This window comes from Caulobacter sp. CCUG 60055 (assembly GCF_022750545.1).
In the GTDB taxonomy this organism is placed as follows: domain Bacteria; phylum Pseudomonadota; class Alphaproteobacteria; order Caulobacterales; family Caulobacteraceae; genus PUIC01.
Map to the genome: position 1 here is coordinate 1 of NZ_PUIC01000010.1, position 12,337 is coordinate 12,337.

General features: G+C 72.9%; 17 protein-coding genes. 7 read left to right on the forward strand and 10 right to left on the reverse strand.

Annotated elements, in window-relative coordinates:
* Together C5708_RS14410 and C5708_RS14415 are read right to left on the reverse strand one after the other, a co-directional pair.
* A partial coding sequence (locus tag C5708_RS14410) for a protein-glutamate O-methyltransferase CheR (protein WP_242922221.1) occupies positions 1-664 on the reverse strand: 664 nt, incomplete at its 3' end.
* The gene (locus C5708_RS14415; RefSeq protein ID WP_242922222.1) at positions 661-1,029 is read right to left on the reverse strand and encodes a response regulator; all 369 of its coding nucleotides are present in this window, start codon (positions 1,027-1,029) and stop codon (positions 661-663) included. The genes C5708_RS14410 and C5708_RS14415, both read right to left, overlap by 4 nt.
* Positions 1,030-1,240: 211 nt before the next feature.
* On the opposite strand from C5708_RS14415, the gene C5708_RS14420 reads away from it, so the two are divergent.
* From C5708_RS14420 to C5708_RS14430, 3 genes are read left to right on the forward strand one after another with little or no spacing between them, the layout of a single operon-like run.
* Complete coding sequence (locus C5708_RS14420) at positions 1,241-1,402, forward strand: ribbon-helix-helix protein, CopG family (RefSeq protein WP_242922224.1); 162 nt, start codon at positions 1,241-1,243, stop codon at positions 1,400-1,402.
* 1 nt (position 1,403) lies between these two features.
* Entirely contained in the window at positions 1,404-1,745 is a 342-nt protein-coding gene (locus C5708_RS14425; protein ID WP_242922226.1) for a VOC family protein, read from the forward strand.
* A 3-nt stretch (positions 1,746-1,748) separates the two neighbouring features.
* A complete protein-coding gene (locus tag C5708_RS14430) occupies positions 1,749-2,609 on the forward strand; it encodes a class I SAM-dependent methyltransferase (RefSeq protein ID WP_242922228.1) in 861 nt (286 codons plus the stop codon).
* 19 nt (positions 2,610-2,628) lie between these two features.
* Here the strand turns inward: C5708_RS14430 and C5708_RS14435 are convergent, their stop codons facing one another.
* The gene (locus C5708_RS14435; RefSeq protein ID WP_242922230.1) at positions 2,629-3,318 is read right to left on the reverse strand and encodes a DUF4336 domain-containing protein; all 690 of its coding nucleotides are present in this window, start codon (positions 3,316-3,318) and stop codon (positions 2,629-2,631) included.
* Positions 3,319-3,384: 66 nt separating this feature from the next.
* Positions 3,385-4,065, reverse strand: a complete 681-nt coding sequence (locus tag C5708_RS14440) for a histidine phosphotransferase family protein (RefSeq protein ID WP_242922232.1) — start codon at positions 4,063-4,065, stop codon at positions 3,385-3,387.
* Between the two features lie 201 nt (positions 4,066-4,266).
* Between C5708_RS14440 and C5708_RS14445 the strand changes: the two genes are divergently transcribed.
* Positions 4,267-4,461 (forward strand): DUF3553 domain-containing protein, encoded by a 195-nt coding sequence (locus C5708_RS14445; RefSeq protein ID WP_242922234.1) that lies wholly within the window; start codon positions 4,267-4,269, stop codon positions 4,459-4,461.
* Positions 4,458-5,225, forward strand: coding sequence for a 3'(2'),5'-bisphosphate nucleotidase CysQ (gene cysQ, locus C5708_RS14450; RefSeq protein WP_242922236.1), 768 nt, complete (start codon positions 4,458-4,460; stop codon positions 5,223-5,225). The genes C5708_RS14445 and cysQ overlap by 4 nt, the downstream gene beginning before the upstream one ends.
* A gap of 10 nt (positions 5,226-5,235) precedes the next feature.
* On the opposite strand, the gene C5708_RS14455 is transcribed toward cysQ, so the two are convergent.
* The 5 genes from C5708_RS14455 to C5708_RS19475 are packed head-to-tail and all read right to left on the reverse strand — an operon-like array spanning position 5,236 to position 9,693.
* Entirely contained in the window at positions 5,236-5,472 is a 237-nt protein-coding gene (locus C5708_RS14455) for a hypothetical protein (RefSeq protein WP_242922238.1), read from the reverse strand.
* A gap of 31 nt (positions 5,473-5,503) precedes the next feature.
* Entirely contained in the window at positions 5,504-5,866 is a 363-nt protein-coding gene (locus C5708_RS14460) for a DUF1318 domain-containing protein (protein WP_242922239.1), read from the reverse strand.
* Positions 5,867-5,876: 10 nt separating this feature from the next.
* On the reverse strand, positions 5,877-6,065 hold the full coding sequence (locus tag C5708_RS14465; RefSeq protein WP_242922240.1) for a YnbE family lipoprotein: 189 nt from the start codon (positions 6,063-6,065) through the stop codon (positions 5,877-5,879).
* A gap of 40 nt (positions 6,066-6,105) precedes the next feature.
* Positions 6,106-9,507 carry a YdbH domain-containing protein gene (locus C5708_RS14470; RefSeq protein ID WP_242922241.1) on the reverse strand — a complete coding sequence of 1,134 codons (3,402 nt, stop codon included), beginning with the start codon at positions 9,505-9,507 and terminating at the stop codon, positions 6,106-6,108.
* Between the two features lie 60 nt (positions 9,508-9,567).
* Positions 9,568-9,693, reverse strand: a complete 126-nt coding sequence (locus C5708_RS19475) for a hypothetical protein (protein WP_278253986.1) — start codon at positions 9,691-9,693, stop codon at positions 9,568-9,570.
* A gap of 102 nt (positions 9,694-9,795) precedes the next feature.
* Between C5708_RS19475 and C5708_RS14475 the strand changes: the two genes are divergently transcribed.
* Positions 9,796-10,512: a GntR family transcriptional regulator gene (locus C5708_RS14475; protein ID WP_242922242.1), complete on the forward strand. Its 717-nt coding sequence runs from the start codon at positions 9,796-9,798 to the stop codon at positions 10,510-10,512.
* 13 nt (positions 10,513-10,525) lie between these two features.
* Here the strand turns inward: C5708_RS14475 and C5708_RS14480 are convergent, their stop codons facing one another.
* Complete coding sequence (locus C5708_RS14480; RefSeq protein ID WP_242922243.1) at positions 10,526-10,987, reverse strand: TrmO family methyltransferase; 462 nt, start codon at positions 10,985-10,987, stop codon at positions 10,526-10,528.
* Positions 10,988-11,130: 143 nt separating this feature from the next.
* Between C5708_RS14480 and C5708_RS14485 the strand changes: the two genes are divergently transcribed.
* The gene (locus C5708_RS14485; protein ID WP_242922244.1) at positions 11,131-12,264 is read left to right on the forward strand and encodes a PepSY-associated TM helix domain-containing protein; all 1,134 of its coding nucleotides are present in this window, start codon (positions 11,131-11,133) and stop codon (positions 12,262-12,264) included.
* Positions 12,265-12,337: the final 73 nt, after the last annotated feature.

The window sequence follows — 12,337 nt, forward strand, 5'->3', positions numbered from 1 at the left end:
GAGGCCGTCCACACCAACACACGGCGTTGCGGCAGAAGATCACCTCGAAGCGCCCCAGCGGCTTGAGGTCGGCCAGCAGGTTGACCCGCCGCCAGCGCACCATCTGGCGCACGCGCGGCGACAGGGCCCAATTGTCCTCGGCCCGCTCGAAATGGCGGACCAGCAGGCGGATGGGCAGGCCGCGCTGCACCTCGAACTGGGTGTAGAGGCCGCTCTGGGCCTTCTCCAGGCAGCGTTCAGAAAGGTCCGATCCGAACAGGTCGACGCGCGCGCCGGGCAGGCGCGGCCGCACCTCGTCGACCATCATGGCCAGCGAATAGGCCTCCTGGCCCGTCGAGCAGGCGGCCGACCAAACCCGGATGGGCGCGCCCGCCCGCGACTGGGCCAGGGCGGGCAGCATCTCGTCGCGGAACAGCTCGAACACCGCGCGGTCGCGAAAGAACGCCGTCTCGGTGACGCTCATGGCGTCCGTGGCCGCCCACATCAGCCGGTCGTCGCGATGGACGCGGACGGCCTGGATCATCTCCGGAATCGAGGCGAAGCCCTCGCGCCGGGCCACCGGCGCCAGCCGGCTCTCGATCAGATAGAGCTTGCCGGGATCGACCTGCACGCCCGAGCGGGCCTCGACCAGCTGGCGCAGGACCTGGATGTCCTCGGGCCTCATGACAGAAGGCCGGCCTCGGCGAACTTGGCCGCCATGATGTCGCTGTCGAACGGTTTCATGATGTATTCGTCGGCGCCGCTCTCCAGCGCCTCGGTGATGTGGGCGAGGTCGTTCTCGACGGTGCAGAACAGCACCACCGGCGTGTCGCCGCCGGGTTCGCGGCGCAGCTGGCGCAGGAAGTCGATGCCGTTCATCACCGGCATGTTCCAGTCGAGCAGGATGGCTTCGGGCATGGCCGTGCGGCACCAGGCCAGCGCCTCCATCCCATCGGCGGCCTCGGCCGTGTCGAAACCGAAGTCCTCGATGATGCGGCGGGCGACCTTGCGGATGACGCGGCTGTCGTCGACAACCAGACAGGTCTTCACGGGCGCCGGGCTCCTCCTCTGATCGTTCCTGTTTGCGGCGCCGCTGGTTAAGGAGGCGTAAGACCCCGCCGATCAGGACGTCGCATTCGCCGGCTTCGGCGAGGGGCGGCGGCGGACCTGCTGCTCGGTGCGATCGGCTGGAAAGGGGGCGTCGCGGTCGCCTTGACATATACTAGCATGCTAGTATTCTAGCGTCATGGATGACGAGGCCATGAAGCAGTTCAACGTCTATCTCCCGGTCGGCCTGATCCGGCGGGTGAAGCACCGGGCGATCGAGGCGGAGATGTCCCTCTCCGCCTTGGTGGCCGACGCGTTGCGCGCCTACCTCGACGTCCCCGAAGCGCGAGACCGATCACCCGAACAGGAGGCGTGACATGGCGACCGAAGGCGTTGAGGCCGTATTCCTGACCACCCACAACTGGGGCCGCGCCGCCAGGTTCTTTCAGCAGCTCGGCTTCCGGCTGGAGTTCGAGACCGACCACAATTCCGGACGGCTGCGGAACGGCGCCGGCGCCTATCTGTTCATCGCCGAGGTTCCCGAAACCCAGCCGACGGACGCTCAGCTGGTCCTGGCCGCGCCCGACGAGGCGGCGTTCCAGGACGCCGGCCTGGACGTGGTCACGCCGTTCGAGGACACCCATTGGGGCACGCGCGACATGACCGTCCGCGACCCGGACGGCCGTGTGTGGCGCATCCAGGCGCCGGGGCGGAAATAGCCCATGGCTGACGACCAGGCCCCCGCGCCCGACCACACCGCCGTCCGGGTGGCCCTGTGGCGCGCCCTGCATGTCGAGCATGACGCGCTTCCGCATGTGCTCGACGACGTCGTCGGGCTGCGGCTGGCGGCGCCCGTCGACGGGTGGCGCGGCCGGCCGGACATGCATCTGGAGCACACGAAGCTTTTCCGTGCGTCGATCGTGGCCCGCGCGCGCTTCGTCGAGGACCTGGTCCTCGATCAGGTCGGGCGGGGCGTCGATCAATACGTGATCCTGGGCGCCGGTCTCGACACCTTCGCTCAGCGCCATCCCGACCTTGGCGGCGCGCTCAGGCTGTACGAGGTCGACCAGCCCGGCCCGCAGGCCTGGAAGCGCGGGCGGCTGGACGCGCTGGGCCTGAGCCCGCCCGACTGGCTGCGGCTCGCGCCCGTGGACTTCGAGGCGGGCGACAGCTGGTGGGAGGCGATCGCCGCGGCGGGCTTCGACGCCGGGCGTCCGGCGGTTGTGGCCTCGACCGGCGTCAGCATGTACCTGACCAGGGCGGCGGTGGCGGCCACCCTGCGCCAGGTCGCCGGCCTGGCCCCGGGCTCGATCTTCGTCATGAGCTTCCTGGTGCCCCTGGAGATGGCCGATCCCGAGGTCCGCCCCGGCTTCGAGCAGGCCGCCAAGGGCGCGCGCGCCGGCGGCACGCCGTGGATGTCCTTCTTCACGCCGGGCGAAATGCTGGCCCTCGCCCGCGAAGCCGGCTTCGGCGAAGTCCGGCATGTCGGGTCCGGCGACCTGATCGGGCGCTACTTCGCCGGCCGCTCGGATGGACTGCGGCCGCCGCTCAGCGCCGAGGAGCTGCTGGTGGCGGTGGTCTGAACCGCTCTGCAGGCGGCGGTCAGGTCAGCAGCCAGCGAAACGTGCGGCCGATGAACGCCTGGCCGTCCGCCTCGACCAGGGGGCCGTGGGCCATCACCACCTTGCGGGCGGGCCAGGCGAGAATCCGTCGGAGCGCGGCGCGGGCGGCGCGGCGGTCGACGAAGGCGTTGCGGAACTTGCGCGGCGTCTCGGGCGCCGGCGCCGTCATCAGGTCCAGCCTGGCGATCACGGCGCGCCAGCCGGCGAACCAGCCCGGCTCGAAGTGCTGGATCAGGTCGGTGAAGATCGCCACGCCGCTCCGGCGATGGAAGAACACCACCTCGACGGCGATCAGGTTGCCCCGCACCAGGACCTGATCGATGTCCGCGGACCATTCCGGGGGCGGGGCGTCGCCGAGGTCGGCGTCGAAGGCGAGGTCCTTGCGCCGGCGGCGCAGGCCCGGCGGCGCGTAGAGCCTCGCGCCCGGATAGGCCTCGCGCCATTCGCCGAGGAACAGGTGGTGCAGCGCGTTGGGGGCGACGAGGTGGCGGACCTCGCCCAGCGCGTCCACCGCCGCGCGCAGGGGCTCCGACAGCGCCGCCGGCGACCAGACGAACAGCGTCCCGTCGGACAGCCGGACCACCGCCATCCGCGTGGGATAGCGGAACCCGGCCACGTCGGCGGTCGGGCCGTCGGCCAGCCAGATCTCATCTCCGAACGGCTGCAGCATGGCCGACCCTCCTGGGGCCGCCATCCTCCACGAATCCGCGTGTTCCGCAATGCGGCCGCGGCGCGGTCAGGCCGGCGTGCGGGCCCGCACCACCGCCTTGTCCTCGGTGGTCTCGATCTCGACCGAGCCGCCGGCCGCCCGCACCAGGGCGTTGAGATAGTAGGCCTGGACCCAGTGGCCGCCGAGGCCCTCGCCCAGGGGCTCGCCCCGCAGGCCGGCGGCGACCTCGGGCCGCAGGCGCACGCGCCCGCCGCCAGCCTCGACCGCCAGCGCGATGGTCTCGCCGTCACGCTCGGCCGTCACCCGCGCCACGCCGCCCATGGGCAGGGCGCCGGCGCCGATCTGGGCGAGGTTGAGCAGGGCCCGCGCCGCCGGCTTGTTGACGGCGTCCAGGCCCACCGCCCAGTCGAGCTGGGCGCGGACGTGGTTGAACACGCCCTGGGTCAGGCGTTGCAGGTCGCGGGCGTCGAAGGTCTCGGCCGAGGCCGAGGCGCCGAACGCCACCCGGGAGAAGGCCAGCATGTCGACCAGCTTGCGCGCGCTGGAGGCGATCAGGTTCATGGCGTCGTCGCGCATGTCCTGGGCGCTGGGGTCGTCGAGCAGGTCGAGGCCGGAGACGATGGCGCTGGCCGGGCTGATGAAGTCGTGGCACATGCGCGCCGCCAGGAACGCGGCCAGCTCCGGAGCGGGGGGCGCGGCGGCCGGGCTCGGCGCGTCGGCGGTCAGGGTCAGGGCGTCTTCGGTCATCGGCGCGATCGCAGGCTGGCTCGAAATGGCGCAAGGCGCGCCCCGCGTGGCTCGGCCCCGCGAAAAACGCGTCCTGCTCGGACAAACAAAACCCCCCGAGCCGGCCGGAAGATCCAGGCCGCACGAAGGCTCGCCAGCGAAGTTGTCCTGATTTGGCCCTTTGGCAAACCGGCTCTGTCGTGTCACAGAGCGCCGGCAGGCATGAGCGACGATCCCTTCCTCGAACCCGGCGCCCTGGTGCGCCATCCGGCCGAACCCGACTGGGGCCTCGGCCAGGTGCAGTCCGTGGACGGACGGCGGGCGACGGTGAACTTCGAGCACGCCGGCAAGAGGACCATCGACACCAGCCGCGTGCGCCTGACCTTCGTCGGCGACGATCCGAGACCGATCCCATGACCGACGCCGACATCGGCCGCGCCCTCGCCGACATCGTCGAGGAGGCCGCCGCCCTGATCCTGCCCCTGTGGCGTTCGGGCCTGACCGTGGATTCCAAGGCCGACGACAGCCCGGTGACCGAGGCCGACCGCCGCGGCGAGGCGCTGATCCTGGAACGTCTGGCCCAGCGCTTCCCGGACATCCCGGTGGTCTCGGAGGAGGACGCCAGCGTCTCGGGCGCGCCCGAACGCATCGGGCCGCGCTTCTTCCTGGTCGATCCGCTGGACGGGACCAAGGCCTTCGTGCGCGGCGACGCCCATTTCACCGTCAACATCGGCCTGATCGACGGCCGGGTCCCGGTGGCCGGCGCGGTCTGCGCGCCGCCGACCGGCCAGACCTGGTTCACCGCCGCCGAAGGCGCGGTCAAGCGCCAGGCCGGGGAGGCCAAGGGCCGCGCCGTCCGCGTGCGGCCGTGGCCGGCGGGCGAGGCCCTGGCCCTGGTCAGCCACACCCTCAAGCCCGAGCGCGCCGCCGAACTGGAGGCGCGCTACGGCTTCTCGCGCCGCCAGCCGATGGATTCCTCGATCAAGCTTTGCATCATCGCCGAGGGGCAGGCCGACATCTATCCGCGCCACGGACCGACGATGGAGTGGGACACCGCCGCCGGCCACGCCGTGCTGGTCGCCGCCGGCGGGCGCTTCACGACGCCGGAGGGCGAGCCCTTCCTCTACGGCAAGGCCGACGAGGGGTTCCGCAACGGCTGGTTCGTCGCCCGCGGCGGCTAGACCGGCCGGTTCAGGGCTGGCGGTCGATGTCGTCCCAGCCCTTGTTGGCGGAATAGAAGGCCAGCCACATCAGGCCGCCGCCGACGACCAGGACGCCGAAGCCGGCGATCGCCAGGGCGATCCAGCCATGAACGGAGATGTGCGCGTCAGGACTGCGCCGCCACAGGGCGGCCAGGCCCCACACCGCGAAGCCCAGCATGGCCAGCAGGCTGGCGACCAGGGCGACGAGGCCGGCGCCGACCTTCACGGCCGGCCCGGCGCGTCGAGGCGAGAGGCGCCTACTTCTTCGTCCACGAACCGCCCAGGGCCTTGTAGTACTGGCCGCCCGGCATGTTGGCGATCAGCTGCTTGGCGGTGGCCTCGCCGGCCGCCGCCGCCGAGGTGCCGGTCTTGGCGCCGATGTCGGCATAGGCCTTGGAGCGGCCGGCGTTGATCTCGGCCACGGCCGAGGCCAGGGCCGGGTCGGAGCCGCCGACGAAGCCCAGATAGCCGTCGCCCTGCTCGCCGATCTTGCCGGCGGCCTTGCCCGCATCGACGGCCGCCTTGGCGGCGGCGCTCTGGGCCAGGACCAGGGTGGGGGTCGCCGCGCCGGCGATCATCGCCGCGCCGGCCAGCCCCAGGATCAATTTGCGCATGTTCATCCGCGCCTCCTTAGAACAGGTTCGGGTTTTGCTGGATCAGGGTCTGGACTTCCTTGTCCAGACGCACGCGAACGTCCGCGTCCAGCTTGGCGTAGATAGTGATCGGGTCGACCTTGACGTGGAGGGTCGGCGCGCAGGCCGCGGTCAAAGCCGCCGCCGCGAGGCCGCCCAGTCCAGCCAGGATTCGGCGTCTGCCCATGGGTTCTGCTCCTTGAAACTCAGATGCCCTACAAAACCGTTCACGGCTGAACCGGCTGTGAACGCGCCGTTTCGGCGGCGGCGTGCACCTCGTCGACCCATCCTCGCCGCCACGCGGCCAACAGCTCCGCGAAATTGAGCGAGGTGTCGAGGGTTAGATCAATGGGGGTGTCCTTGGGAAGGGGAATCGGCTTGTTGAAGGCCGTCCCGCGCGCCAGTTCGACCACCGACACCAAGGCCTGCCCCGGCTTGGGCGGGTCGTGCCGGCCGTTGACGTGGAACAGCATCGACAGCCGGCCGCCGGGCAGGCTCTCGACCGAGGCCTCCAGCTTGTCGAAGGCGAGGTTCTCCATGGCCTGGTAGGCGAAGTCCTGAATGGCGTTGGGGTTGGGCGCGGGCGGCGGCGGGGCGCCGGGCGAGGCCGGATCGGCGGCCTGCGCCCCGGTCAGGGCCGAGCGGCTGATGGACAGCCTGCCCGGGCCGCGCGCGGCGATGCGGCCCTTGAGGAAGCGGAACCCCTTGGCGTCCATCTCGAACGGCAGGCGGCCGTCGACGATGGCCTGCACCTTGACCTTGTCGGCCAGGCTGGAGGCGGCGATCAGCTGGCCGAGGTCGACGCCGTCCAGCACCACCGCTCCCTCCGCCGTCCCGTTGGGATCGAGCGGCAGGTTGATGGTCTCGATGTGGACCTTGCCCGAGGCGATGTCGAACTGGCCGCCGTCGATGCTCAGCTTGTCGGGGGTCAGATGGAAGTCGGCCTTGAACGACGAGATCGGCGACAGGGCGTCGATGCGCTCGACCGTGACGGTCTGCCCCGGGGCGGTGATCAGGGGGGTGAGGCTGACGAAGCGGACGTCGCCGCGGATCTGGGTCATCGGGCCGGCCGGGCTGCGCAGGTTCAGCCCGTCGGTCCACAGCCGCCCGTCGCTGGTCACGCCGGCCTTGCTCCAGACGAAGCGGCCGGTGAAGGCGGCCTTGCCGTCGGCCGGGGTGGCGAAGGCGGCCAGCGGGCTGAGGTCGCCAGGCTGCAGGCCGCCCTTGGCGAAGACGATGGCGCCGGCGTCGATGTCGGCCTCGCCCCGGCCCGTGGCGTCCTCGTGGCGCAGGGTGATCTCGCCCAGGGGGCCGCCCTTGTGGTTGCGGACGGCGAAGGCCCCGCGCCAGCGGCCGTCGCCATAGGTCATGCGCCCGTCGGTCTTCACCGGCTGGAAGCGCGCGGCCTTGGCGTGATCCTTCAGCGCCGCGCCGGTCAGGCGCAGGTCGGCCGAAGCCAGCCCGCGGGGGCCGCCGGCCGCCTCGAAGGTTCCGGCGCCGTCCTCGGCGCGGGCGTCGGCGGCGACGATCGAACCGGCCAGGGCCTCGAAGCGCCCGCGCGCCCGCCAGGCGCCGCCGCCCAGGTCGAACACCGGGCCGCCGGCCTCGCACAGCCGGCCGGAGGCCTGGTCGATGCGGTTGTCGCCGAACGCCAGGGCGCGGACCTTGAGCGGGGCGCAGCCCGGCAGGTCGAGCGAGAAGGTCCCGGCGCCGGCGCGGATGCGGGCGGCCAGGTCGAGGTCGACGCCGTGGGCGGGCCCCAGGTTCAACTCGCCCTTGGCGGCGATGGTCGAGGTCAGGGTGCGGCCGTCCCAGGCGTAGGCCGGCGCGTCGAGCGCCAGGGCGGGCAGGCCGCCGCCGGCGACGGTCAGGGCCAGGCCGCCGCGCGCGCCGCCGCCGGGGGCGAAGCTGGCCGCGCCGTCCTTGCCCCGCTGGGTCAGCGTCAGGGCGGCGCCGGACGCCGCGGCGAGACGGACCGGCTGGACGAGGCCGACGGAGAAGCGTCCGCGTCCGCCGGTCAGGGCGACCGCCGGGGCGGCGAGGTCGAAGGATTCCAGCGCGCGGGCGACGGCGGTCCGATAGCCCGGGTCGTCGGCGATCAGGGGCAGGGCGCGGGCGATCTCGCCGGCCGGGCCGGCCGGCGTCGCGCCGTGGGCTCGCGCCGCGCCGCGCAGGTCGACGATCGGCCCGTCCCGGTCGAGGGCCGCGCGGCCCTCCAGCGTGGCGTCGAGGGCGGTCAGCGCCGCCGCCGCGCCGCCGGCCGCCGGGGCCTGGGCGCCGGCGGCGCCGGCCAGCAGCCGCACCGGGCTGGCCGCCTTGACCGCGCCGTCGCCGACGCTCCAGGCCACCCCTGGCGCGGCGAGGTCGAACCGCAGGCCGGAAACGGCGGTCTGGCCCTGGCGCAGACCCGCCGCGCCGCCGGCCGCGCGCAGGCTGGCCTGGCCGGCCAGCCCCCGGCCGGACCAGGCGCCGGTCAGGCCGGCGAGGGCCAGATTGACGGTCGGGGCGTCGACATAGAGGCCGCCCTGCGCCGCGCGGTCGGCGCCCAGGGCGGCGTGGCCGTCGCCCGAGAAGCGCACGCCGCTGCGGTCGCTCAACAGCCGCAGGTTGGCGAGGTCGGCGTCGAACCGCGCCCGGCGGCCGTCGAGGCCCCGCGCGTTGAAGGCGTCGGCGCGGCCCTCGGCGTGCAGGACGCCGGACAGGGCGCCGTCGGCCAGTCGGCCGCCGGCCTCGCCGTCGAAATGGACGGCGGCCTGGACGGCCGAGGCGGCGACGCCGGCCGAACCGGCCGAATCGGCGCTGGCGCGGGCGTCGACCGTGACCGGGCCGCGGGCGGCCATGGCCTTCAGGTCGGGATAGGGCAGGCGGGCGGTCAGGTTCAGCCGGGCGTCGTCGAGGTCGAGCCCGGGGCTGTTCAGCTCCCCGACCGCCAGGTCGATGTCGGCGGCCAGGCGCTCGCCGTCGGCGCGCACCGTCACCGAGCCGCCGTCGAGCCGGCCCTTGACGTCGCGGCCGTCCAGGCGCGCGGGCTTGAGCGCCGCCGCCAGCCGCACCAGCCGGCCCTTGTCGAGGGCCGCGTCGCCGCGCAGGCGGATCAGCCCCATCGGCGTTTCGAGCCAGAGCTGGCCGTCCTCCACGATCACGCTGGGCCCGGCCGGGGCCTTGGCCTCGGGCGGCTGTTTCAGCAGCTTGTCGATCAACGGATCGAGGGCGCCGAACGAGACCTTGCGGCCGTCGAAAGCCATGCGGACCCGGGGCCGCACCAGGCGCACGGCCCGCGCCTCCAGCTTGAACGGCTCGCCCGACCACGGCGGACTGAAGGCGAGGTCGACCTCGATGCGGTCGGCGGCGACGATCGGGTTCTCGGCCGGCCCGACCCTCAGGCGGCCGGAGAAGCCGGTCGCGCTCAGCCCGTCGATCATCACGGCGGATTGCACGCCCTGCTCGCGTAGCCATTCTTCGGCCAGGGTGCGCCCGATCTCGCGCCGCCAGCCATAGGCGCCGAACCCCGCGACGGCGGCGGCGGTCAGGACGAAGGCGGCGGCTTCCCAGCCGGCGAGCGCCAGCGCGCGCCGGTCGGGACGACGCGGCGAGGGCGAGGCTTCGCGTGTGGCTGAATCTTCGGACATGGCTCCCCTGCGGCTATCCCTGACATAGGGCGCGACGGGGCGGTTCGGGAAGGGTCAAGCTCAGTTCATCGGCCAGCGGATGCGCCCGGCGGCCAGCATGTATCCGCCGAAGCCGGCCAGGAACGACGCCGCCGCCAGCCAGGCGAACCGCCGGACGAGGGTCGCGGGGTCATCGGGGCGCGTCATCGGTGTTCCTTCCCTTGGCCGGCCTCAAGGCCTAAACGGCGTCAAGGCGTCCGGGTTGCCTTGAAAGGCGACGATCGCGGCGCGGCGCGATAGAAGGCGGGCATGGCCCAACCCCGATACCGTCAGCTTGCCGACGACCTGCGCGCCGCCATCTCCGACGGCCGGCATCCGGTGGGCGGCCAGCTTCCGCCGGAGATGGAGCTGTGCGAGACCCACGGCGTGTCGCGGCACACCGTGCGCGACGCCCTGCGGCTGCTGCGCGAGGCCGGCCTGGTCGAGCGCCGCCGGGGGGCGGGGACCACGGTGATCGCCTCGGCCTCGGCGCCGGCCTTCGTCCAGCCGCTCGGCGGGGTGGACGAATTGATGCAGTACGCCCGCGACGCGCGGCTCAAGGTGCGCTCGACCGGCCAGCGCAAGCTGACCACGGTCGAGAGCGAGCGGCTCAAGGCGCCGCCGGGCCAGATCTGGCTGGTGGTCGAGGGCGTGCGCATGGCCGGCAGCGAGCCGGTGGCGCTGTCGCGCATCTATGTGGCGCCGGCCTATGTCTCGGTGGCGGCCCAGGTGCGCGACTGGGACGGGGCCATCCTGGAGCTGATCGCCTGCGACTTCGGGGTCGCAGCGCGGCGCATCGAGCAGGAGATCGCCGCCGAGACGCTCGACGCCGCCCAGGCCCGGCTGCTGCTGACGGACAAGGGCGCGGCGGCGCTGCACACCCTGCGGCGCTATTACGACGACAAGGACCAGATCATCCTGGGGTCGGATTCGACCCACCCCGGCGCGCGGTTCGTCTACACGATGAACTATCGGCGCGAGGGGTGAGCCGCCCCGGCGCTCACCAGTAGTCCTTCATGATCTCCGTCGCCCAGGCGGGCTCGCGGACCTCGCCGCGCGGCAGGAAGCCCTTGAGCACGGGCTTGATGTCGAGCACGGGGGTGCCGTCGATGGCGTCCAGCCCCTCGACCTCGACGGCGAGGCCGTCGACCCCGACGACGCGGCAGACGCACACGCCCAGGCGGTTGGGCCGGTTCTTGCCGCGCTGGGCGAAGATGCCGACCTTGGGCCAGTCGGCGCGGCCGCGCGGGTGGCGGGCCCCGGCGACGATCTGGTCGTCGGCCACCCGGTCGAACAGGAAGATCACCTCGGCGTGCGAGAAGTCGGCGAGGCCGGCCAGGGCGTCGGGCTCGAAGCGCGCGGCGTCCAGCTCGATGCGGGCGCGGCTGGCGCCCCAGTCGTCGTCTATGGGGCGGTCGCGGCCCCCATGCACGCGGCCTATCGGCTGGAGATGGACGAGCATCGGGGCCTCCACGGAATCGAGCGGCGCAAACTAGGAGCGGGCCGCGCCGGCGGTCAAACGGTTACCGGCCGTTTGCACTTGCTTATGATAACTATTCTTAGTACGGCGCGACGAGATCCAAGTGGCGAACCGGGGGACGATCGATGGCGGCGGCGAAGCGCGGCGGATTGCGCAAGCTCTGGCTGGACGTGCATCTGTGGATCGGCGTCGGTCTGTTCCTCGTGCTGGTCCCCCTCGGCGTCACCGGCTCGGCCCTGGTCTGGGGCGAGGGTCTGGACCGGCTGATCCATCCGCACCGCTTCGCGGTCAGCGGTCCTTCGGCCGACCTGCCGCCGTCGGTCTATGTCGACCACGCCCGCGCCGCCTTCGGCGAACGCGCCGTCCCGGCCCAGCTGCGGCCGCCGCAGGCGCCGGGCCAGCCGGTGATCGTCACCGGCCGCGTTCCGGGCAAGCCCGCGCCGGGCCAGCGCCCGGCCATGCTGACCGCGTGGCTCGACCCGGTCGACGGCCGCGTGCTCGACGTCGCCAACACCCGCGATTCGGCGCTGGGCGTGCTGCACCGCATCCACGGCACGCTGATGATCCCCGACATCGGCCGCAAGGTGGTCGGCTGGCTGGGTTGGGCGATGCTGGTTTCGTGCCTCACCGGGCTGTGGCTGTGGTGGCCGCGCAACGGCGCGGTGCTCAAGGGGCTGCGCTGGCGGCGTTCGCCCTCGACCTTCGACAATCTCCATCACCTGGTCGGCTTCTGGATCTGCATCCCCCTGGCGGCCCTGTCCCTGACCGGGGTCTACATCTCGTTCCCGCAGATGAGCCGCGCCGTGTTCGGCATTCCCCAGCCGCCGGCCCGCAGCCCGGGCGGCGGCCCGCCGCCGGCGCGCCACGCCGCGCTAAGCCCCGACCAGGCGGTCGCCTCGGCCCTGGCGCTGGCGCCGGGCGGGCGGCTGGCCTCGCTGACCCTGCCGACCGAGGGCCGCGCCGCGGTCTGGAAGGCGCAGTTCAAGGTCGAGGGGCGCAAGGACCCGCTGAACGTCGAGGTGGCCGACGCCACCGGCCAGGCCTCGCTCGGCCGCGGCCAGGCCCCGTCGCCCGATCCGCTGTCGCGCTGGATGCGGCGGCTGCACGACGGCACGGACATGGGCCCGGTTTTCCAGGCGGTGATCTTCGTCGCCGGCCTGACCCCCGCCCTGCTCGGCGTCACCGGGGTGGTGATGTGGCTCCGCCGCCAGGCGCGCCGTCGTCGCCTGCGCGTCGGCGTTCCGGCCGCCGCCGAATAGGCCGCATTTGAGAATTATTCTCATTGCAACGCTTCGGCGACAGTTCTAAGAGCGACTTGCAAACTCAATCGCA